Consider the following 22,779-nt stretch of genomic DNA (forward strand, 5'->3'; position numbering starts at 1 on the left):
AACGATATCCGGTCCAAAACGGTGTTGCGGCCGCTACGCTCGGTGAGGTGACCATGCACCGGCTGCGCATCAACGGTGAGATCCACGACGTCGACGCCGATCCGGAAACCCCGCTGCTCTGGGTTCTCCGCGACCACCTGGGACTGACCGGCACCAAGTACGGCTGCGGTGTCGGCGCCTGCGGTGCGTGCACGTCCATAGTGGACGGCCAGGCTTTCCGTCCGTGCGAGCACTCCGTGGCGAGCATGCGGGAACAGGACGTGCTCACCATCGAGGGCATCGCCGACCATCCGGTGCAGCAGGCGTGGCTGGACGAGGACGTCGCGCAGTGCGGCTACTGCCAGCCAGGTCAGATCATGGCGACGATCGCGTTGCTGGCCAAGCAACCCGACCCCACCGACGAGGACATCGACGAGGCGTTGCGGAACAACGTCTGCCGGTGCGGCACCTATCCGCGGATCCGCAAGGCCGTCAAACTGGCCGCCGAACGAATGCGAACCGAAGCGTGAACCCGTTCGTGCGCATCGACGGCGAATCCGGCCGGATCACCGTCACCGTCCCGGTTCCGGACACCGGCCAGGGCGTGCGCACCGCCGTCGCCATGATGGTGGCGGAAGAGCTGAAGGTTCCGGTCGAAAGCCTTGCGATCGAACAGGCAGAAGGTGACCCGGAGACCTACGGATCGCAGATCTCGGCCAACTCCAACACGATGCAGCGCCTGCACGAGCCGATCCGCACGGCCGCGGCCACCGTCCGGCACCAGCTGATCAAGGCGGCCGCCCGACGCTGGCAGGTCTCGGAAGACGAGTGCCGCGCCGACAACGGTTTCGTCGAGCACGGCGAGGACCGGCTCAGCTATCGGGAACTGGCAGGGGAAGCCGCCCAGCTCACCCCGTCCGCCGTCGTGCTGACCCCGCAGGACGAGTGGCGGGTGCTCGGCAACCCGGCGATCAAGCGCGTCGACCAGGCCGCGATCGTCACCGGCAAGCTCGCCTACGCCATCGATCAGCCGGCGGACCTCGTCGCGGTCGTCGCCAGGCCACCGTGGATCGGCGCCACCCCGGCCCGGTTCGACGCCACCGACGTCCGCGACGCAGAGGTCGTCCAGCTGGCCGATGGGTTCGCCGTGCTGGCGCGGGACACCTATACCGCGATCAAGGGCAGGGAGAACCTCACGACGACCTGGGAGGGCGGCACGCCGGACGCGGACAGCGACGAGTGGCTGGCCGAACTCGAAGCCGCCCTGCCGGAAGGCAAGACACCATCGGGCGACTACGTGGAGAAGATCTACGTCACACCGATGCTCGCCCATGCACCGATGGAACCGCCGACTGCGACGGCGAGCGTCACGGGCGACGAGGTCACCCTCTGGGTTCCGACCCAGGCACCTGATCGGGTGCGCACACTTCTGGAAGAGGACTTCAAGACCGTCCGGGTGATACCGACCCGGGCGGGTGGCGCGTTCGGGCGGAAGTTCGAAGTCGACTTCGTGCTGGAAGCAGTCCAACTCGCACGGAACACCGGCAAGACGGTGAAAGTGCTGTGGACAAGAGACGACGACATGCGACACGACTCGTACCGTCCATTGTCGGTCCATCGCATACGAGCAACGGTCAACGACGAAGGTCTACCCACTTGGCGGGATCACGCCGTTTCCACATGGCCTCTCTCGGCGGTGCTCGAAGTGACGAGCAACCCCCAGATCATGAAGATGATGGCGAACAAGTTTCCGTACGACGTGGACGGCGAGCTCCACTTCGCCATCTCACCGCCGCCGATCAGAACCGGCTTCTGGCGCAGCGTCTACGCAGGTCAGTCCGTTTATGCCGAAGAGATGTTCCTGAGTGAACTGGACATGCCGCACAACCAGGTGGAACGCCGGTTGCGGTTGCTCACCGACCAGCGGGTCAGAAAAACGCTCGAAGCGGCCGCCGAAGCGCACGACGGAGAACCGCAAGCGGCCGCCTGCCATCAGAACTACGGATCGGTCGTCGCGGTGATCGCTGAAACGACTCGGGACGGCCGTACGAAAATCACCGCGGCGGTCGACGTCGGCCCGGCACTGCATCCATCGGGTGTCCGCCAGCAGGTCGAAGGAGCGATCATGGACGCGGTCTCCACGACAGAAGGTGCACGAATCACCGTCAAGCAGGGAAAAGTCGTGCAAAAATCGTTCGGGGACTACCCGTGGGCGCGGATCGGCGACACACCCGAGATCACGGTCGTGGTGATGGCGTCGGACGCGCCGGTGGGCGGATTGGGTGAGCTGGCGTACCCGGCTGCCGCAGCGGCACTCGGTTTTCTTTCGCACGGAAAGCAGAACGGTGATTCGCGGTAGCGTCCGTATTAGTGGGTCACCTCATTGGAGTAACGGCGGTGCCGCGGTGATGCCAAGTCGGGCATCATCATCGGGCTCGACCAAGTCGTAGAACGAGGGGTCTCGTGTGACCATCTTCCGTACCGGCCATACCGGACTGTGGTGGATGTACCTGGTGGCGGGTCACCTGCTGCTGGGCGTCTACTACCTGATTCCGGTCAGCCCTGCGGGGACAACGGGGCAAACGGTACGAGTGGTGCTCTACTGCACGATCAGCGCCTCGGCCGCGGTCGCGACATTCGCCGGTGTCAAGCGCAACCGCCCCCAATGGCGGCGGCCATGGGTGTTCCTCGCACTCAGCCAGGTGGTTTACGCGATCGCGGACCTCACGTTCTACGCATCGCACTACCTCTTCAAGTACACGGTTTACCCCTCATACGCGGACATCTTCTATCTCGGGCATTACCCGTTGATGGTCGCGGGCGTGATCCTGCTGATCCGCCGCCGCACTCCCGGACTCGACCTGCCGAGCCTGCTCGACGCCGCGGTGCTCGCGGTCGTGGCGGGCATGGCCTCCTGGCTCTACGTCATCGGCCCGCAGGCGCGGCTCACGTCACCGGTGCTGGTGAAGATCGCCTCGCTCGGCTACCCGATGATGGATCTCGCGCTCTTCGTCGTGGCGCTGCGTCTGATCTTCGGCGCCGGGCCGCGGCCGCGCGCGTTCGTGCTGCTCACGGCGAACCTGCTGGGAATCCTGACCGCGGACACCATCTACGTGTTGCAGCGCCTGGACGGCAGCTACCACGCGGGCAACTTCCTCGACGCCATCTGGTTGTCGGCCAACCTGTGCATGGGCGCTGCCGCACTGCACCCGACGATGGCGCGGCTCGTCGACCGCGGGCACGTCAAGGACGTGGGCCTGAGCCGGGGCCGGATCATCGCGCTGTCGTCGGCCGCGCTCGCCGCGCCGATCCTGATGCTGATCCACGACGTCGGCCAGTCGACGCAGGACGTCCTGGTGATCGCGGCGGGCAGCGCCCTGCTGTCGTTGCTGATCATCGCCCGGCTCGCGGGGCTGGTGGCGGACCAGCGCAAGCTCGCGATCACCGACAGCCTCACCGGGCTGCACACCCGCAGGTTCTTCGAAGCCCAGCTGCCGTTGGAGATCTCGCGCGCGCGACGCAACGACGGTTCGGTGGCGGTGTTCATCATCGACGTCGACCGCTTCAAGTCGATCAACGACAACTACGGCCACCCGGCGGGCGACGACGTGCTGATGGAGGTCGCGGCACGGCTGCGCGCGGCATCTCGATCAGGTGAAGTGCTCGCGCGGTACGGCGGCGAGGAGTTCGCGCTGCTCGTCCCGGAAGCCGGCCCCGGCAGGCTGTCCGTGATCGCGAACCGGCTGCGCGAACGGGTGGCGGAGAGGCCGATCCCGGTCAGCGCGAGCAACGACGACATCCCGTTGTCCGTGACGGTGTCCGTCGGCGCGGCGAGCTTCCCGACGCACGGCGACGGTCCCGACGACATCGTGGTGATCGCGGACCGCGCGCTGTACGCGGCGAAGGCGGCCGGGCGCAACCGGGTCGCGGTCGGGCCGGAGCCGCTGCCCGCAGTCGATCCGGACACCGACGGCGCGATGGCGGAGTTCCTCTGCCAGGTCGCCGACCGGGTGGACGGCTGGCTGCACCGCTACGACCACAGCCGCTCGGTGTCGCGCTGGGCGGGAGTCGCCGCGGGGGAGTTCGGGCTGGACGCGCCGACGATCAGGGTCGCGCAGCTCGCCGGTCGCCTGCACGACATCGGCAAGATCATCATTCCCGAGGTGGTGCTCACCAAGCCCGGTGCACTGTCCGAAGAGGAATGGCGCTTGCTGCGGCAACATCCCGACTTCGGCTACCGGCTCGCGCGGATGGTGCCGGGGTTCGCGGGCGTGGCGCACGTGATCAGGCAGCAGCACGAGCGTTACGACGGCGAGGGCTACCCGGACAAGCTGCGCGGTGCGGACATCCGTGCGGAAGCAAGGATCCTGTCCGTTTGCGTGGCGTGGGCCGCGATGCGGTCGAACCGTCCTCACCAGACCGCACTGGACGAGAACCGCGCACGACGCGAACTGTGGGCGGGCCGCGGTGAGCAGTTCGATCCGGACGTGGTGGACATGTTCCTGGATCTGCACACCCAGGGCACGATCGGAATGTTGCGTCCGTCCGGATTGTCCGTTCAGGAGGCTGGATTTCCGGCGGAGTTCCGGCCTTGATCACCTGGTGATGGCATGCTCTGCGCCATGAGCACGGAGTACGCCATCCCCGCCGAGGTGCCGAGTCCGGAACGTCCGGCCCCGCCGGGTGGGCCGGTGGGGAGGTGGCTGCTCGCGGACCGCGTGGCGCCTTCCGGCCCGGAGAGCCAGGAGTCGCACGCGAAGCCGCATCCGTGGTGGAAGGTCATGACGCTGACGGGCGTCGACTACTTCTCCACGCTGTCGTACCTGCCGGGCATCGCCGCGCTGGCCGCGGGCGCACTGTCGCCGCTGGCCACGCTGCTCATCGTGGCGCTGACGCTGCTGGGCATGCTGCCGATGTACCGGCGGGTGGCGCGCGAGAGCCCGAACGGCCAGGGCTCGGTGGCGATGCTGGAGGACCTGCTGCCGTTCTGGCGCGGCAAGATCTTCGTGCTGGTGCTGCTCGGGTTCGTGGCGACGTCGTGGATCATCACGATCACCCTGTCCGCGGCCGACGCCTCGGTGCACGCGCTGGAGAACCCGTACGTCCCCGAGTCGTTGCACGGCTACGAGCTCGCGTTGACGATCGTGCTGTTGCTGATCCTCGGCGGCGTGTTCCTGATGGGCTTCAGCGAGGCCGTGGGCGTCGCGATCCCGTTGGTCGCGGTGTTCCTGGCGTTGAACGCGGTCCTGGCCGTGGTGGGCCTGGTGGACGTCTTCGCGACGCCGGACGCCCTGCAGCGGTGGTTCGACGCGTTGGGCTCGCACGGCGGCGGGTTCTTCGGGGTGATCGGCCCGGCGATTCTGGCGTTTCCGTTGCTGGTGCTCGGTTTGTCCGGCTTCGAGACCGGCGTGAGCATGATGCCGCTGGTCGCGGCCTCCGGCAAGACGCCGGAAGAGCGCCTGGAGAGCCGGGTGCGCAACACCCGCAAGCTGCTGACGGCCGCCGCGCTGATCATGTCGGTGTACCTGATCGCGACGTCGTTCATCACGACTGTGCTGGTACCGCAGGACAAGTTCGCGCCGGGCGGGCCGGCGAACGGCCGTGCGCTCGCGTACCTCGCGCACGAGCTGCTCGGCGAGGCGTTCGGCACCGTCTACGACATCAGCAGCATCCTGATCCTGTGGTTCGCCGGCGCGTCCGCGATGGCCGGCCTGATCAACATCGTGCCGCGGTACCTGCCTTCCTACGGCATGGCACCGGAATGGGGCCGCGCGGTCCGTCCGGTCGTGATCGTCTACACGATCATCTGCATCATCATCACGATCATCTTCAAGGCCGACGTGAACGCGCAGGCCGGCGCGTACGCCACCGGCATCCTGGCGATGATGGTGTCGGGTTCGTTCGCGGTCACGGTGTCCGCGTGGCGCAAGAAGCAGCGCGGCGCGACGATCGGTTTCACCGTGCTGACGCTGGTGCTGCTGTACGCGTTGGTGGAGAACGTGATCGAGAAGCCGGACGGCATCACGATCTCCTTCTTCTTCATCATCGGCATCGTGGTGATCTCGTTGGTGTCACGCATCTCCCGCACCACGGAACTGCGGGTCGACAAGATCAAGTTCGACGAGCGGGCGCGCCAGTTCATCACCGACACGATCGCGAACGACGACCGGATCACGCTGATCGCGAACCGCCGCCAGGACGGCGACAAGGCGGAGTACGACGAGAAGGAGAGCGAGCAGCGCGGCATCAACCCGGTGCCCGGCTCGGCGGACGTGATCTTCCTGGAGATCGACATCGTCGACCCGTCGGCGTTCAGCAACGTGCTGTGCGTGCAGGGCGTCGAGGTCGACGGCCACCGCATCCTGCGTGCTTCCGCACCCGCCGCCCCGAACGCGATCGCGGCGATCCTGCTGGCGTTGCGCGACTCGACCGGTGTGATCCCGCACGCGCACTTCGAGTGGTCGGAAGGAAATCCGCTCGGTCACCTGTTCCGCTACCTGATCCTCGGCCGCGGAGATACGCCTCCGGTCGTACGCGAGATCATCCGCTCGGCCGAGAAGGATCCGTCCCGACGGCCACGCGTGCACGTCGGATAGCTGGAAGACTTCCCCCGGTACGTCCGACTACAGGGGGAAGGACGCTCTACATGTCTCGCAAGCTTTTGATCGCTTGTGTGTCGTTTGTGCTTGTGGCGGCAGGGATTGCTCCTGCCGTCGCAAGCGAGTCCGGGTCTCGTCCAGTGCGTTCGTGTGCCGATCTGGTGCGCTCGTTCGACGTTCCGGATGCCCGCACTCGTGTCACGTCAGCCTCAGTTGTCGCTGGTGCAACGGAGTTCTGCGACGTGCGCGGCACCATCGAGCCGAACATCGGGTTCAAGCTGAGGCTGCCCACGAAGACCTACCAGGGCCGCTATCTCCAGTACGGATGTGGCGGATTCTGTGGATTCGCAGTCGATCCGGCCTTTCCGCAGGGCTGCGGGCCGTCGTTCGGCGACGCGGCCGTGGCGTCCACGGACGACGGGCACCAGGTCACGCCGGAGAACGGGTTCGACACGACCTGGGCGGCGAACAACCAGAAGGCCCGTGACGACTACTTCTACCGCGCACCCCACGTGTTGTCGAAGGTTTCCAAGACGATCATCAAGACCTTCTACGGCAAGGCGCCGGTGAAGTCGTACTTCAGCGGCTGTTCCAACGGCGGCCGCGAGGGCATGCTGCTGGCTCAGCGCTACCCGCGCGACTTCGACGGGATCATCGCCGCCGCGCCCGCGGTGAGCTACACGGCGTTGATCGGCTACCAGGCGTGGATCGCGCGCAACACCATCCCGAACGACAAGATCTTCATCCTGCACGCCGCGGTGATGCGGGACTGCGACGGCCTCGACGGCTTGGTGGACGGCCAGATCGACGATCCGCGACTCTGCAAGTTCGATCCAGCGTCGTTGGCCGGCACGCTGACCGCGGACGAGATCGAGCGCGTCAAACGGCTCTACGCCGGTCCGGCCGATCGCGGCGCGCGGCTGTACCCCGGTGGCCAGCCGTACGGGTCGGAGATCGGGTGGACGTTCTGGCTCAACCCCTCGCCGGAGCTCGGCCAGGGGGTGGCCGCCGGGCTCGCCGACAACGCGTTGAAGCACCTCGTTTACCCGATCGGCCAGCCGCATTCGTCGCTGGCGACGTTCGAGTTCACCTCCCGCGAGCTGCACCGAGGAGCGATGGAGACGTACAAGGCGAACGCGCTGTCGCTGGACCTGCGTGAGTTCCGGCGCGCGGGCGGCAAGCTGATCATCTGGCACGGCGCTGGCGACCAGGGAATCCCCTTCGAGGGCACGCTGGACTACTGGCAACGGCTCACCGGCGGTCGCGCGCAGGACTGGGCGCGACTGTTCGTGGTGCCGTCGATGTGGCACTGCGAGGGCGGCGACACGCTGACGAACTTCGACCCGTTCCGCGAGCTCGTCTCGTGGGTCGAGGGCGGTTCGGCGCCGTCCAAGGTGATCGCTTCTGGCCAGGACCAGAACGGCAACGTCGTGCGCACGCGTCCGGTGTTCCCGTATCCGTTGCGGGCCAAGTACGACGGCTCGGGTTCGATCGACGACGCGGCGAACTTCGTCGCGGCACCGGGATTCCAGTTCCACGACCGGATCAGGTGGGCCGGTGAGGATCTCTACCACCGGCCCGGACCCGTTGCGCCCTAACGGAACTTCTCCACCGCCGCGGTGATGGCGTGATCCATGCTGTTGCCCTCCATGATGACGTGCCCGGCGTCGTTCAGAATGACGAGTTCGGCGTCGGGCCACCTCTTCGCGACCTCCCACGCCGTGTGCAACGGCCCGCCGAAGTCGTTGCGCCCGTGGATGAGCACCGCGGGGATGCCCTTGAGCTTGTCGAGGTTGTCCATCACGTGGTTGGGCTCGAGGAACGCCTCGTTGCCCCAGTAGTGAGTCACGGTCCGCGCCAGCTGGTAGCGCACGACCGGGTCTTCGTACCTCGTGCCGGCGAAGTCGTTGTCCCCGCCGGTGATCGTGGACAGATCCCACTTGCTCCAGTCCCACGCGGCCTTCTCGCGGACCTTCTCGTCGGGTGAGTTGAGAAGCTTGTTGTACGCCAGCGCGAGGTTGCCGTCGCGGTCCTGCACGGGAACGCCGTTGCGGAAGGCGTCGAAGTAGTCCGGGTAGAACATGGCGAGGCCGCGGGTGATCCACGCGTGCTCCTCCGGCCGTGACGTCGTGACGGCGGGGATGATGATCTCGCTGACCCGCTGCGGGTGCTGGATGGCGTAGGCGAGGATCAGCGTGGAGCCCCAGGAACCGCCGATCAGCAGCCACCTGTCGATGCCGAGGTGTTCGCGCAGCTTCTCGGCGTCATCGATGAGGTGCTGGGTGGTGTTGTGCTCCATGCTGGTGGCGGGGTCGCTCACCGGCGGTGTGCTCCGGCCGGCCCCGCGCTGGTCCCACAGCACGAGCTTCCAGTGATCCGGGTCGAAGTCCTCGCGCCATCGGGGGTTCGAACCTGATCCGGGGCCGCCGTGGAAGACGACCGCGGGCTTGCCGGCGGGGTTGCCGCTCACCTCCCAGTGGATGAGCTGGCCGTCGCCGACGTCGAGCATGCCCTGGTCGTATGGGTCCACGCGTGGGTACATGCGGGGGAGCGTATTGAGGCCGGCCGGTTGGGTGTAGTTACGCGCTCGATGATCTTGAGTTGGTGGTACTTGCACACGCCACGGTCAGCACGTCCGGGCTGCGGACACGCCGACACGCCCACTGCGATGTCACAGCGGACGTGTGCTTGGCGTTCCCGAACTCCCGCTCAATCCCGGTGAAGCGTCAGGACTTCTGCTTGGCCGCGATCTGGTCGATGACCTCGGACTGCGACACGATGATCTTGCCGGCCAGTGCCTTCGAGCCCACGTGCACGCCCTTGGCCTGGGCGTTCTTCGCCATGTCCACGCCGCTGCGGAGGTGGCGCGAGAGGGTGGCGAGGAACAGTTCGTCGAACTGCTTGCCCTGGGCGGACTTGAGGGTCTCGATGTCCTTGACCGTCATCATGCCCGCCATCTTGTGGGTGGCGTTCGCATCGTTGCCGGGGACCTGGATGTTCCACGAGCGCAGGTACGTGGCCATCTGCTCGATCTCGCCGGACTCGGCGGTGGCGATCTTGTCCGCCACGTCGATGACGAACTGATCCTTGGACTTCTCCATCGCGACCTTGGCGATGTCGATCGTCTGGTGGTGGTGCGGGATCATCTGCAACGAGAACGTCGCATCCGCCTCGTTGGCCGCCGCTTCGCCGGAGTTACCACCCCCGACCGATGAACAGCCCGTCAGTGCCAGCAGTCCCAGCACGATGATGAGCAGACGCGCTCGCATGAAGCCTCCCGTCACGGTTCCCTGACGAGGCATACGGGTGGCCGATGTGTCCGGTTCAGTGAAACTTCTGGAACCTAAGTGCTTCGGGATCAGCCCAGCTGGTTCAGGGCCTCTGCCACGCCGAACACCACGTACGGGTGGCCGAGCGGGAGCGGTGCCGGGATGCGGTCGTCCGGGACGTCCTGGCTGCGGGCGACGACGCGGACGAACGGGTCGTCGACGTCCACCTCCGGGTCGACGAGCAGGACCGAGCGCACCAGGTCCTCGTGGCCGCGGGCGAGGTCGATCACGTCGGCGGCGATCGGGCCGCTGGTGACGACGTCCAGCATGGTCCGGGTGTCGTCGCGATGCCTGGTCAGCACTTTGTCCACAGTGGACCGCCACTCCGGTGCGGCTGGTACGCGCAGCCACACGATTCGCAGCCGGTCGCTCAGGGTGCGCCAGGTCGCGGGAATCTCGTCGTGCAGGGCCTCTCCGGCTGGATCGATCACGAGCACTGTCGTCGCTCCGGCCGGACCGTCGGCGACGACACCCGGACCGGTAGCCCTGGCGGGCTCGCTGAAATCACGCATGTGCGGGGCTACCCACCCGGGCGGTGGTTTGCACCCAATACCAGTGGGTCGAGTGGTCTGGTCCCGTTACCTGGTTCGTCAACGGTAAGACCACTCGCTCGCGTGGACTTGTTGACAGTCACCGATTTCCGGTCCACGGCCCGTGACTGCTTGACCACTTTCTGAATCCCGGTTTATGGTCTAGACCACACCGAAACTTGATCGGCGAGCGATCCAACACGCTGCCGGTTCCCGCCCCTGCATCGGGGTCCACCCCGCCTGGGAACGAATCCAAGGAGTTCGGACGAATGAAACTCACCCGAAAAGCGGCGCTGGTCATGGCCGCGGTCCCTGCAATCGTGTTCATCACGCCCGTCGGCTCGGCCAGCGCACACGGTTACGTGTCCTCGCCGGCCAGTCGTGCCGCGCAGTGTGCGACCGGCGCCGTCGACTGCGGCAGCACCGGCCCCCGGTACGAACCGCAGAGCGCGGAAGGCCCCAAGGGTCAGGTGACCTGCAGTGGCGGCACCCGCAACGACTTCGAGGTGCTCAACGACGACAGCAAGCCCTGGAAGGTCACGAGCGTCGGCAGCACCATGTCGCTGACCTGGACCTTCACCGCCCGGCACGCCACCCGCGACTACGAGTACTTCATCGGCGGCACGCGCGTCGGTTTCGTCGCCGGCAACAACCAGCAACCGAACAACCCCACCACCCACACCATCAACCTGGGCGGGTTCTCCGGCCGCCAGAAGCTCCGCGCCGTCTGGAACATCGCCGACACGGTCAACGCGTTCTACTCCTGCATCGACATCAACATCGGCGGTGGCGGTACCCCGCCGCCTACCACCACCACGAACCCGCCCACGACCACGACGAACCCGCCGACCTCCCAGCCGCCCGTCGGCGGTACGTGGGCGGCGAACACGCCTTACGCGGTCGGTACGACGGTCACCTACGGCGGCGCGTCGTACAAGTGCCGGCAGGCCCACACGTCGCTGACCGGCTGGGAACCGCCGAACGCGGCGGCGCTGTGGGAGAAGATCTGATTCGATGAAGCGCCTGGTGATCGCGATTGCGGCTGCGGTCCTGGCGCTGGCGGGGTGCGGCGGAGAGGCCATCGTGCCGGAGGGCCAAGGAGCCCACGGTCACGGTGCGTCCTCCGCCGCACCACCCGTTCCGGCGGCCAGCGCGAGGTTCAACGACGCGGACGTGACGTACACGCAGATGATGGTGGACCACCTGCAACTCGGCATCAGCCTCTCGCAGGTGGCGCTGGCGAAGGCCACCAAGCAGGAGGCGAAGGACCTCGCGGGCGCGATCGACGCGACCCAGCGCGAGGAGCTCTCCATGCTGAAGTCGTGGCTGAAGCTCTGGGGCAAACCGGAGACCGGAGGCAAGGACCTGCACGCCGCGCACGGCGGCCAGCCGTTGCTCGACGACAAGGTCATCACCGACACCAAGGACAAGAGCGGAGCCGAGTTCGACCTCTCCTTCCTCAACCTGATGGCCGGGCACCAGGGTGCCGCGGTGGAGATGGCCCTCGCGGAGAAGAAGGACGGCTCGAACCCGGAGGCCGTGGCCTACGCGGAGCGCGTGACCACGACCCGGCAGGGTCAGATCTCGCAGATGCTGAAGGTCATCAGCGAACAGTAAGCGTTTGGTCAGCGGCCCGGCGTTGGCTTCCCGGTCATGGACGTACTGATCTCGGGAGCGGGCATCGCCGGGCCCGCGCTCGCGCACTGGTTGTCGCGATACGGCTTCTCGGTGACTGTCGTGGAGCGCGCGTCGTCGCTGCGCAGCGGCGGTCAGGCCGTGGACTTCCGCGGCGAGGCACACCTGGGTGTGCTGCGGCGGATGGGCGTGCTCGACGCTGTGCTGGAACGGCAAACCTCGCCGCGGGACATGGTCTTCCGCGGTGTCGACGGCCGTGAACGCTCCCGGCTGCCCGCGTCGTTCACCGCAGGCGAGGTGGAGATCCTCCGTGGCGACCTGTCCCGGCTGCTGTACGAGCTGAGCTCATCCGACACCGAGTACGTGTTCGGCGACTGGATCACCTCGCTGCACGACGACGGCGCCGGCGTGGACGTGACGTTCGCGCGCGGCCCTTCCCGGCGGTTCGACTTCGTCATCGGCGCGGACGGGATGCGGTCCGCGGTGCGGCGGCTGGTCTTCCCGTCCTACCGGCCGAAGTTCCAGGGCTACTACTTCGCGATCTGGGACGCGGACGGCGACGACAAGGACCTCGTGTGCGCGCCGGGCACGCTCACGGCGCCGGGCTGGTTCATGTTCAAGTCCTCGGTACCGCCGGAACTCATGCCGGACACCCTGGTGGCGCCCGGCGTCTACTTCGACTCGATCAGCCAGGTCAGGATGCCTTCGGTCAGTTCGGGCCGCGTCACGCTGATCGGCGACGCCGGGTTCGGATCGACGCTGGGAGGCATGGGCACTGGGCTCGCGATCGTCTCGGCCTACGTGCTGGCGGGGGAGATGGCGGCCGGAGGGGACGCGTTCGCCAGGTACGAAGCCCTGATCGGCCCGTACGCGCGGGGCTGCCAGGGCAATCCCGGGCCGTTCCTCGCGCCGGCGACCCGGCTCGGGATGTGGGTGAGGGACCGGATGTTCGGGCTGCTGCCGAAGATGCCGGTGTTCGCGCGGATGGACCTCCGCGCGGCGACCGCGATCAAGCTTCCCGACTACGCACCAGTTCGGTGAGCACGGCCTCGACCTGTTCCTTGGCCGTGGAGTGCATCCAGCCGAACCCGAGCTCTCCCTGGGCTTCCCGCAGGAGCTGTTCGGCCTCCGCCAGGTTTCCCCTGCGGTGGGCGATCCTGGCGAGGCCGGCGGTGGCCAACGCCCGTGTGGCGGTCACACCGGCTCTGCTCGCCAGCTCCAGCGCCTGGTGGTAGTCGCGTTCCGCCTCGTCCTGGTCGAGGTCCAGCAACCGATCCGCGCGCCGGCAGCGCATCTCGGCCAGTTCCTCGTTGGCACCCAGCTCGCTGACCGCCCTCAGCGCCTGATCGGTGAGTGCGAGTGCCTCGTGCGGGTCCTCGGTGAGGTTGGCGAGCACGTCGAGGACCTGGGCGGCGCCCCAGCGTTCGCCCAGGTCCTGGAACTTCCGCAGGGCCGCCCGCGACTCCGCGACGGCCTTGGCGCGGTCACATGAGCGCGTCGGCCCACGACGAAAACGGCTGGGGCACCACACCGGTCTGCACCGCACCGGCTCGCGTCACCATCTTGTTGCCGTCGAGGGCCGTGGCGTTCTCCAGGCTGTGCACGTACCACTCGGTCATCCGCAGCGCGGCCGCCTCGTCGTCCCCGCACAGTTCGGCCGCGTAGGCACCCAGCAGGTCGTGCAGGCAGTAACGGCCGAGTCCCCTCGACTGCACCAGGGCGTCGGCCACCAGCCGTTCCAGCAACCGCCGGCCTTGTGCCACCGACACACCGGCGATCGCGGCGGCGGCGCTCACGTCGAAGTCCTGACCGGGATGGACGGACAGCAGCCGGAACATGCGCGCGGATTCGTCGTCCAGCGCTCGATACGACCACGAGAACACCGCGCGGACGTCCACGTCGTAGAAGTCGCTGAACGCGTCGAGCCGCTCGTTCCGCAGTTCGGTGACGAACTCGTGCAGCGGGACGTCCGGGAAGCGCGCGACGCGTTCGGCGAAGACCCGCAGCGCCAACGGCAGTCCGGCACACCGTTCGACGATCTCGCGGGCAGCCTCCGGTTCCGCGTCCAGCCGCGCCGGCCCGAGCACCGCGGCGAGCAACGACCGCGCGTCCTCGAACTCCAGCTGCCGCAAGCCGATCGTGGTCGCGTCGTGCTGCGAGACGAGGGCGCGGAGCTGGTTGCGGCTGGTGATCACCACGCGCACGCCGGCCGCGCCGGGCAGCAGCGGCAGGACCTGGCTCGGCGAAGCGGCGTTGTCGAGCAACAGCAACAACCGCTGATCGACGAGTGTGGTGCGCAGCAACGCGAACCGCGCCTCGGCGGCGGCCGGGATCTCGTCCACGCCCAGCCCCACGAGCAGCATCTCGGCCGCGGCGGCGGGGTCGACCGGCTGCCCATCCGGGTCGAAACCGCGCAGGTTCAGGTAGAGGTCGCCGTCCGGGAAGTCCTCGCGTGCCTCGCGGGCCCAGCGCAGCACCAGCGCGGTCTTGCCGACACCGCCGACGCCGTGCACGACCGTCACACCGGACGCCTTGTCCAGCAGGTCGAGTTCCGCGTCCCTGCCCACGTAGTTCCGGACGCCGCCGGGGAGCTGGCGCGGCACCTGCGGGCGTCTGCCGGGCGCGACCTCGGCCCGCAGGATCTGCTGGTGCAGTTCTTGCAGCTCCGGACCCGGATCGACGCCGAGCTCGTCGGCCAGGCCGGTCCGGACCTCCTGGTACGCGTTCAACGCCTCTGCCTGCTGCCCCGACCGGTACAGCGCGAGCATCAGGTGCCGCCAGAACGGTTCCCGCAACGGATGTTCGGCGACCAGCGACCGCAGCTCGGCCACCAGCTCGCCGGAGAGCCCTCGCGCCAGCTCCGCGTCGATGCGCCGCTCCAGCACCGCGAGTCGTTCGTTGACCAGCTGCGGCACGTCCTCGCGGTGCAGTCGCTCGGACGGCACGTTGGCCAGCACCGATCCGCGCCACAACGCCGACGCCGCACCGAAGTCGCCGGAACCGGCCAGCGCGCGGAACCGCGACAGGTCGAGCTGGTCCGGGTCGACCGCCGCCTGATAGCCGCCCGACCGGGTGAGCACGCAGTCCGCGTCGCCCAGCGCGACCCGCAACCGCCGCACGACCATCTGCAACGTCTTGTGCGCGCGATCGGCTGTGGGCGGCTCGCCGTCCCACACCCGGTCGACCAGCTCGTCGACCGACAGGAACTGGTTCGGGCGCAACAGCAGCACTGCCAGCAGCACGTGGCACCGGCCGGCCGGGACAGCCACCGGCTCGCCGTCGAGCAGCACCTCCAACGGCCCCAGCACGCGATACTCGGCTCGCACACGTCCCCCCAGGTCAAAGGCAGTTTAGACGGCGTGTGATCGACGTGTGAGCGAAGTGTGACCGGTCCAGGGCAGAGTTCTCCTCAGCGGCGCTGGTGGCTGAGTTACCTGGGGGGCCACCAGCGCCGCTGATCAGTTCCCGGGCCCTTCCAGCGACATGTGACCGAAGTGTGAGCCTGCTCCGCGACTCTGTGCGTGGCCGGTCCAGTCGCAGTCACCTCCCTCTTCACTGTGGCGGGACCGGCCGCTCAGCCCAGCGAGGTCAGCAACTCACGCACGTCGTCCGCCTTGGCGAAACCGAGGTCGTCGTAGACGTCGAGCGCCGCGAGGTAGTAGCCGCGGGCCGCGTCCCGTTCGCCGAGCTCGCGTTTCATGTCGGCCAGCCGCACGAGCGTGTCCGCCTGGTAGTGCCGGTAGGACAGGGTGGCCTGCAGTTCGACGGACCTGAGGTAGTTCGCCTCCGCCTCCTCGAAGCGGCCCAGTGCGCGGTAGATGCTGCCGAGGGTGTCGCGGTTCGAGGCCACGACGGTGTCCCGCTCGTCCGGCACCAGCTCCAGAGTTCGATGCGATCACCGCTGCGCAAGGCCACGTCCAGGGCGCGCAGCAACGGATCGAGCGCGTCGGCGTACTTGCCCTGGCGGCCCAGCAGGTAGGCGAGGCCGCGCAGGTCGTTGGACAGCCCGATCAGGTCGCCCAGCCGTTCGTCGAGCGCCACGGCCGCGCGGAGCTGGAGTGCCGCCTCGTCGAACTCCTGCTCCGGCACCAGGCACGACACCAGGCCGCGGCGGGCCCGGCACTCACCAGAGAGGTCTCCGGCTCGTTGCGCGGCCGCGACGGCCAGCCGTTGCAGGCGCTCGCCCTCACGCCATCGGCCGGTGGCCACCAGGAAGTGCCGGATCGCCCACACCGTGCGCCACACGTGACCGTCGAAGCCCGCCTCGCCCGCCGCGACCACCGCCGGGCCGAACACCGCGCGTTCCTCGGCGTACCAGCGATCGGCGTCGGTGCTCGCCTCGAACGCCAGGACCACCGCACCGGGGCGGGGTCCGGCGTGCTGATGGGCTGGCGCAGCGGGTCGGACTTCTCGGTGGCGGCCAGCGCGGAGTGCAGGAGATGGTCGAAGAACCGTTGCTGGGCAGCCGTTCGCTCGGCCGACGACAACCGCTTAGCCGCCTCCTCCGCCGCGTACGAACGCATCAGGTCGTGCAGCCGGTAGCGGCCGTGCTGACCGTTGATCAGGCTGTAGCGGGCCAGTTCGTCCAGCGCCTCAGCCGAGGGTTCCGCCAGCAGGCTGGTCGCGGCGGGCTCCGTCACGTCCGGACCGGGGTGCAGGCCGAGCACGACGAACAGGCGCGCGGCTGTCGGGCTCAGGCATCCGAACGTCCACGAGAACACCGCCCGCACACTGGTCAGCGGATCGTCGGTGTCCAACGCGTCGAGTGCGGCATGTTCGAGCTCCTCCACGAGCATGCCCAGCGGGTGCTGGTCGAGCGTCGCCCGCGCCGCCACCACGGCGAGCGCCAGCGGCAGTCCCGCGCACAGTTCGACCAGCCGGGCCGCCGCCTCGGGTTCCTCCGCGACTCGTCGCGCGCCGACCCTGCCGCCGAACAACACCATCGACTCACTCGGATCCAGCACGTCCAGCGGGAACGCGCGGTCCTGTGGAACCAGCCCCTGCAGGCGGTTGCGCGAGGTGATCACGGCCAGGCTCTGCGACCCGCCGGGCAACAGCGGCCGCACCTGCTCCAGGTCACGCACGTTGTCGAGCAGCACCAGCACGCGCCGCCGCGACAGCACGTCGCGGTAGCTGTCCAGCATCGCCTCGGTGCCGACCGGGATCTCGTCCGCAGGCACCCCGACGGCCAGCAGGAAATCGCGGGCGTGCTGGTGGGGTTCACCGGCGCACCGGCCGGGTCGAAGCCGCGCAGGTCGCGGTAGAGCTGCCCGCCCGGAAACCGCCCGGCGATCCGGTGCGCCCACTGCACCGCCAACGACGTCTTGCCGATGCCACCGCTGCCGTTGATCACCGCGACCAGCCGGTCCGCTTCGAGCAGGGCGTCGAGCCTGCCCAGTTCCAGCTCCCTGCCGACGAAGTGCGGCAACGCGGTCGGCAGCTGCCGGGGCACGTGGTGCGCGGGTGCCGGCACGTCTCCGGCCAGCACCTGCTGCTGCGCCTCCCGCAGCCGCGGCCCCGGCAGGACGCCGAGCTGCTCGTCCAGCACGACCGCGACGTCGTGGTAGGCGGCGAGCGCCCAGGTCGGCGTCGATCCGCTGTTCCAGCGCGGTGAGCCGTTCCTCGGCCAGTGCGGGCACGACGTCGCGATGCAGCGATTCCGAGGAGACGTTCGCCAGCACCTGCCCGCGCCACAACGCGGTCGCCTCCGCGTGCTCACCCGCTGCTCGATGGGCGCGGAACCGCAACAGCCGTTCGACGATCTCGCCGGTCGACACGAACTCGTTGGCGCGCAACAGGAGCGTGGCGAGCAACACGCGGCAACGACCGGCGGGAACGCTGACCGGGACGCCGTCGAGCAGGACCTCGAGCGGTCCCAGCACGCGGTACTCGACTCGCACGCCACCCCTCTCCCACGGCTCGCGGAGCGTTGAGTGCAGGTGTGCCGACTCGGTGTGACCGAAGTGTGAGCGCCGCCGTGCACAGTGGTGATCAGCCGGACGACGAGAGTGACAACGAGTTCTTGGGGGGTGTCACGATCGTCGAACTCCGCCGTGGCCGAGCCTCCCCAGTGGATCGGCCACGACGGAAATCCGGTCATGGGGGAACCGGACAGTCCCCTGCTGTTCGGTGCGGGCCCGCAGCTTCGGCTGCGGGCCCATTTACTTTTCCCGACAGCGGACGTCATCGAGGCGTGAGCGTCGCGAGAGAGGCGTGCGGCAAAGTCGGCATTGCCGCGGTCCTGCCCCGGCCGGCCCTCCCCAGTGGATCGGCCAGGGCGGGCCCGGTCTGGGGGGGGAACCGGACAGTCCCCTGCTGTTCGGTGCGGGCCCGCGGTTTCGGCCGCGGGCCTTTCGCTGTCGTGGCGGTGAGAGCGTGTGTCATCGATACGTGAGCGCCACGTGAGAGGCGTACGGCAAAGTCTCACTCGACCGGTTCGACGGAGACAGGCAAGACCTGGGGGAACCTCCGAAGAATCCCGGCCGGTGCGGTCGCCTCCCTCTTGACCGCACCGGACCCGGGCCGGTCATGGGGGGAGCAGGTAGAACCCCTGCTACCTGGGTGGGCCCGCAGCTTCGGCTGCGGGCCTTTTCAGTTGGTGCGGGGAACTTCCCCGGAAACGACTCGTGGGTGGCCCCGCCGAACGGCGAGACCACCCACGAAGACGCTGTGCCGGCTTTATTCCGGCGGGATCCAGGCGAACTGGATGCGTTGCTGGCCGAACTTGCGGGTGACCAGCGTGCCCCGGCCGGGAGGCTGCGGCGACGGCTTCAGGTTGCCGACGATGTTGCCCTCCTCCTTCGAACCGGAACCGACGAAGATCGGTGCCGCGATCTCCTTCAGCTTGCCGATGATCGGGTCGTACAGCGCGCGGGACGCACCACCCATGCGGCGGACGACGACGACGTGCAGACCGACGTCCTTCGCCTGCGGGATGAACTCGGCCAGCGGCTGCATCGGGTTCATGCCGCCCTGCGGAGCGACCAGGTCGTAGTCGTCGACGATGACGAACACCTCGGGACCCGACCACCAGGACCGGTTCTTGAGCTGTTCCTGCGTGACGTCGGGCCCGGGCAGGCGCTTGGCGAGCGAGCCGCGGACCTCCTGGACGTTCTGCGTGAACTGGTTGCCCGACACCGCGTAGCTGAGCAGGTGGTCGGTGTCGATGAAGCCGAGCATCGTGCGGCGGTAGTCCGCGAGCAGGATCAACGCCTCGGACGAGGTGTAGCTCTGCATGATGCCGCGGACGATCGTGCGCAGGATGTTCGTCTTGCCGGACTCGCCGTCCGCCAGCGCCACGAAGTGCGGGTCGGCGTCGAAGTCCAGGTAGACCGGCGCGAGCTCGTCCTCGTTGACGCCGACCGGGACCAGGTGGCCGCGGCTGGGGAGGATCTGCTGGACCTGCGCCATGAACTGCGTGTGGTCGAGCAGGTCGGGCAGCATCCGGACCTGCGGGGCGCGCGGCCCCTGCCACGCCTGGTTGAGCTTGGCGCTGAGGTCCTGGACACCCGCCGAGATCGTCTGCGGGTCCTGCGAGGTGTCGACGCGCGGCAGGCCGGTGAGGAAGTGCAGCTTGTCACCGGTCAGACCGCGGCCGGGACGACCGGGCGGCACGTTGACCGCGACCTTGCGGTCGATCTCCGACTCGCTCGGGTCACCGAGGCGCAGCTCGAACCGGGTGCCGAGGAGGTCCTTCATCGCGGGCCGGATCTCCGCCCACCGGTTGGCGGCGACGATCACGTGCACGCCGTAGGACAGACCCTGGGCAGCCAGCGCCTGGATCTGCGGCTCGACCATCTCGAACTCCTGGCGGAAGTTCATCCAGCCGTCCACGACCAGGAACGCGTCACCGAAGGCGTCGTCCTTGATCTCACCGCGGCGCTTGCGGTTGCGGAACTCGACCATCGAGTCGATCCGCTGTTCGCGCCAGCGGAGTTCGCGCTCGGTGATCAGGGTCTGCAGCTCGGCCACCATGCGGCGGACCTTGTCGACGTCGAGACGGCCGGCGAAGCCACCGACGTGCGGCATGTCCTCCAGCGAGGCGAGCGTGCCACCACCGAGGTCGATGCAGTAGAACTGCGCCTCCTGCGGGGTGTGCGTCAGCGACATCGAGGCGATGATCGTCCTGAGCAGCGTCGACTTGCCCGACTGCGGACCACCGACGACCGCGCCGTGACCGGCCGCACCGGAGAAGTCAGCCCACAGCAGGTCGCGGCGCTGTTCGAACGGCTTGTCGACCACGCCGACCGGGATCTGCAGCACGCCGTTCGCGCCGTAGCCGGGCGAGGTGAGGCCGCGATCGGGCGTCACGTCGAGCGGCGGCAGGATCGTGTCCATCGTCGGAGGCTCGTTCAGCGGCGGCAGCCACACCTCGTGCGCGGGCGGACCCTGGCCGATGAGACGTTCGACGATCAGCTCGAGCTGGGTCGGCTCGTTGCCCTCGGTCTCCTTCTTCGGGGCCTCGGGCTTGACCGGCTCGAGCGGCCGCTCCGGCTCCTTCGGGATCTCGATGAAGTCCGGCACGAAGAACCGCGGGCGCTTGTCGCTGCGGACCGCCACCGACTCACCGGCGGACTGCATGCCCGACGGACGGTAGGTGCCCGAGACGTAGAGCGCCTTGAACCTGGTCAGCGGCATGCCCTGCACGCTCAGGTAACCCGAACCCGGGATCGGCGGCAGCTCGTAGGCGTCCGGCACACCGATCGCCGCACGGGACTCGGCCGCGTTGAACGTCTTCAGACCGATCCGGTACGAGAGGAACGTGTCCAGACCGCGCAGCTTGCCTTCCTCGAGTCGCTGCGACGCGAGGAGCATGTGCATCTGCAGCGACCGGCCGACACGACCGATCTGGAGGAAGATGTCGATGAAGTCCGGCTTCGCCGTCAGCATCTCGGAGAACTCGTCGATGCAGATGAAGAGCGCGGGCAGCGGGTCGAGCTGGGCACCGTTCTCACGGGCCTTCTCGTAGTCCCAGACGTTCTTGTAGTTGCCCTTCGCCAGAACCTCCTGGCGGCGCGACACCTCACCGGCGATGGCGTCCTTCATGCGGTCGACCAGGGTGAGGTCGCCCGCGAGGTTGGTGATCGTCGCGGCGACGTGCGGTGCCTTGTCCAGACCGAGGAACGTCGCACCACCCTTGAAGTCGACGAGGATCATGTTGAGCGCCGTCGACGAGTGCGAGGCCAGCAGGCCCAGCACCAGGGTGCGGAGGAACTCCGACTTACCGGAACCGGTCGCGCCGATGCACAGGCCGTGCGGGCCCATGCCGTCCTCGGCCGCTTCCTTGATGTCGAGCTCGACCGCCTGACCGTGCTCACCGATGCCGAACGGGATCCGGTAGCGGTCGCGCTTGGGCCGCGGCCGCCACGCCTGCTGCACGTCGAACGTGATCGGGTCGCCGGGGATGCCCATGAACTCGAGGATCGGCGGGTTGTTGGTCATCGCCAACGGGTCCTCGCCCGAGTCGCCACCGGCTTCACCGGCCGCGCCCATGCGGTACGGCGAGAGCCTGCGGGCGAGCGCCTCGGACTCCACGATCGACAGCCGGTCGGGAGCACCGAACCACTCGACGCCGGTCGCGGAACGGGCACCGAGCTGGTTGTTCTCGACGACCAGGCGCAGACCGCGCCGCGCCGTCAGGTTGCCCAGGCACTCGGACAGGTCCAGCAGCGTGACGCCGACCAGACCCTCCTCGAGGATGATCATCTCTTCACGGCTGATGTCGCCGTCGTCGATGACGATCACGATGTGCGGCTGGTCGGGCGGCGGCGGGGCGTTGCGGGTGAACCGCTGCCGGTCGCGCAGGTTCTCGTCCAGCATCGCCTCGATCTCGGCGAGCGAGTTCGCCATCATGCGGCGCTGGCCGATGCCGTCGATGTCGGTGGGGTGCTGCGCGTGCGGCAGCCACTTCACCCACTCCCACAGCTGCTTCGTGCGGCCCGCGCTGACGACCGCGATCAGCAGGTCGTCCGGGGCGTGGAAGGTGACGAGCTGGGCGAGCAGCGCCCGTGCGACGTCGCGGCGGTCCTCGATCTCACCGAGCAGGCCGACCGCGGCGAACCCGCGCAGTGCGATGGAGATCGGCAGGTCGGGCACGAGCGAGTGGGCGCGCACGAACCGGCGCAGGGCCAGCGTCGCGATCGGCTCGAGCTCCTCGACCGGACCGGTCTGCGGCGGCACCAGGCGGGTGGCGAGGCGCTGCGAGCCCCGTCCCGCGCGCAGGTGGCAGAAGTCGGGGTCGTTCTGGCGGCGTTCCCACATGCGGCGGGTGGTGGCGAGCGACCACAGCATCTGCGGGTCGGGGTGGACCCACTCGCGTTCGGCGCGCTGTTCGTCGGCGGCCTCGCGGGCGCGGTCGCGCATCTGGCCGAGATACCGCAGGTAGTCCTTGCGGTCCTCGTTCATCTCGGCTTTCTTCTGGCCCTTGCCGGAGCCCATGCCGCTCGCCATCATGCCGATGGTCGAGATCATCATCATGCCCGGCATGATCATCGCCGCGGGCTGCCGCGGCGCGAACACGAACATCATGCCCATCATGCCGACGGACGCGACGATCATGACGACGGGCATCGCCTTCATCATGATGTTGCCGGGGATGATCCGGGGGACCTCGGGTGGCGGCTCGAGGTGGACCTCACCGCCAGGAGGCCGGGGAGCAGCAAGGCGTGCCGTTCGCTTGAACTGCAGCGTGCTCAACTGACAGGCACC

At 68.3% G+C, this 22,779-nt stretch carries 16 protein-coding genes and 1 pseudogene; 8 read left to right on the forward strand and 9 right to left on the reverse strand.

Annotated elements, in window-relative coordinates:
• The first annotated feature begins 47 nt into the window (after nucleotides 1–47).
• The 5 genes from ACWGE0_RS28260 to ACWGE0_RS28280 all read left to right on the forward strand — a co-directional run bounded on the left by ACWGE0_RS28260 (nucleotide 48) and on the right by ACWGE0_RS28280 (nucleotide 8,176).
• Nucleotides 48–509, forward strand: a complete 462-nt coding sequence (locus ACWGE0_RS28260) for a (2Fe-2S)-binding protein (RefSeq protein WP_452263920.1) — start codon at nucleotides 48–50, stop codon at nucleotides 507–509.
• The gene (locus ACWGE0_RS28265) at nucleotides 506–2,338 is read left to right on the forward strand and encodes a molybdopterin cofactor-binding domain-containing protein (RefSeq protein WP_452263921.1); all 1,833 of its coding nucleotides are present in this window, start codon (nucleotides 506–508) and stop codon (nucleotides 2,336–2,338) included. The genes ACWGE0_RS28260 and ACWGE0_RS28265 overlap by 4 nt, the downstream gene beginning before the upstream one ends.
• 106 nt (nucleotides 2,339–2,444) lie before the next feature.
• On the forward strand, nucleotides 2,445–4,574 hold the full coding sequence (locus ACWGE0_RS28270; protein ID WP_452263922.1) for a bifunctional diguanylate cyclase/phosphohydrolase: 2,130 nt from the start codon (nucleotides 2,445–2,447) through the stop codon (nucleotides 4,572–4,574).
• A 27-nt stretch (nucleotides 4,575–4,601) separates the two neighbouring features.
• Nucleotides 4,602–6,575: an amino acid transporter gene (locus tag ACWGE0_RS28275; RefSeq protein ID WP_452263923.1), complete on the forward strand. Its 1,974-nt coding sequence runs from the start codon at nucleotides 4,602–4,604 to the stop codon at nucleotides 6,573–6,575.
• A gap of 50 nt (nucleotides 6,576–6,625) precedes the next feature.
• On the forward strand, nucleotides 6,626–8,176 hold the full coding sequence (locus ACWGE0_RS28280; RefSeq protein WP_452263924.1) for a tannase/feruloyl esterase family alpha/beta hydrolase: 1,551 nt from the start codon (nucleotides 6,626–6,628) through the stop codon (nucleotides 8,174–8,176).
• Here ACWGE0_RS28280 and pip read toward each other — a convergent pair.
• The 3 genes from pip to ACWGE0_RS28295 form a co-directional block, all read right to left on the reverse strand.
• Entirely contained in the window at nucleotides 8,173–9,120 is a 948-nt protein-coding gene (gene pip, locus ACWGE0_RS28285; protein WP_452263925.1) for a prolyl aminopeptidase, read from the reverse strand. The two genes, ACWGE0_RS28280 and pip, sit on opposite strands and share 4 nt — an antisense overlap.
• A 184-nt stretch (nucleotides 9,121–9,304) precedes the next feature.
• Entirely contained in the window at nucleotides 9,305–9,847 is a 543-nt protein-coding gene (locus ACWGE0_RS28290; protein WP_452263926.1) for a DUF305 domain-containing protein, read from the reverse strand.
• An 89-nt stretch (nucleotides 9,848–9,936) separates the two neighbouring features.
• Nucleotides 9,937–10,419: a hypothetical protein gene (locus tag ACWGE0_RS28295; RefSeq protein WP_452263927.1), complete on the reverse strand. Its 483-nt coding sequence runs from the start codon at nucleotides 10,417–10,419 to the stop codon at nucleotides 9,937–9,939.
• Between the two features lie 287 nt (nucleotides 10,420–10,706).
• Here ACWGE0_RS28295 and ACWGE0_RS28300 point away from each other — a divergent pair, with 287 nt between their 5' ends.
• From ACWGE0_RS28300 to ACWGE0_RS28310, 3 genes are read left to right on the forward strand one after another with little or no spacing between them, the layout of a single operon-like run.
• A complete protein-coding gene (locus tag ACWGE0_RS28300) occupies nucleotides 10,707–11,447 on the forward strand; it encodes a lytic polysaccharide monooxygenase (RefSeq protein ID WP_452263928.1) in 741 nt (246 codons plus the stop codon).
• 4 nt (nucleotides 11,448–11,451) lie between these two features.
• Entirely contained in the window at nucleotides 11,452–12,054 is a 603-nt protein-coding gene (locus tag ACWGE0_RS28305) for a DUF305 domain-containing protein (RefSeq protein ID WP_452263929.1), read from the forward strand.
• Nucleotides 12,055–12,090: 36 nt separating this feature from the next.
• On the forward strand, nucleotides 12,091–13,113 hold the full coding sequence (locus ACWGE0_RS28310; protein WP_452263930.1) for an FAD-dependent monooxygenase: 1,023 nt from the start codon (nucleotides 12,091–12,093) through the stop codon (nucleotides 13,111–13,113).
• Here ACWGE0_RS28310 and ACWGE0_RS28315 read toward each other — a convergent pair.
• From ACWGE0_RS28315 to eccCa, 6 genes and pseudogenes are all read right to left on the reverse strand, one after another.
• Nucleotides 13,082–13,603, reverse strand: a complete 522-nt coding sequence (locus tag ACWGE0_RS28315) for a hypothetical protein (protein WP_452263931.1) — start codon at nucleotides 13,601–13,603, stop codon at nucleotides 13,082–13,084. The genes ACWGE0_RS28310 and ACWGE0_RS28315 overlap by 32 nt on opposite strands.
• Nucleotides 13,557–15,398, reverse strand: a complete 1,842-nt coding sequence (locus tag ACWGE0_RS28320) for a BTAD domain-containing putative transcriptional regulator (protein WP_452263932.1) — start codon at nucleotides 15,396–15,398, stop codon at nucleotides 13,557–13,559. Before ACWGE0_RS28320 ends, ACWGE0_RS28315 begins: the two co-directional genes overlap by 47 nt.
• Nucleotides 15,399–15,646: 248 nt before the next feature.
• Nucleotides 15,647–15,946 (reverse strand): tetratricopeptide repeat protein, encoded by a 300-nt coding sequence (locus ACWGE0_RS28325; RefSeq protein WP_452263933.1) that lies wholly within the window; start codon nucleotides 15,944–15,946, stop codon nucleotides 15,647–15,649.
• A gap of 136 nt (nucleotides 15,947–16,082) precedes the next feature.
• Nucleotides 16,083–17,252 carry an NB-ARC domain-containing protein gene (locus ACWGE0_RS28330; protein ID WP_452263945.1) on the reverse strand — a complete coding sequence of 390 codons (1,170 nt, stop codon included), beginning with the start codon at nucleotides 17,250–17,252 and terminating at the stop codon, nucleotides 16,083–16,085.
• Between the two features lie 456 nt (nucleotides 17,253–17,708).
• Nucleotides 17,709–17,972, reverse strand: a pseudogene (locus ACWGE0_RS28335) (hypothetical protein); the annotation flags it as partial.
• Between the two features lie 778 nt (nucleotides 17,973–18,750).
• The gene (gene eccCa / locus ACWGE0_RS28340; RefSeq protein ID WP_452263934.1) at nucleotides 18,751–22,767 is read right to left on the reverse strand and encodes a type VII secretion protein EccCa; all 4,017 of its coding nucleotides are present in this window, start codon (nucleotides 22,765–22,767) and stop codon (nucleotides 18,751–18,753) included.
• Between the last annotated feature and the right edge of the window lie 12 nt (nucleotides 22,768–22,779).

The sequence above is a fragment of the Lentzea sp. NPDC054927 genome (genome assembly GCF_053610285.1).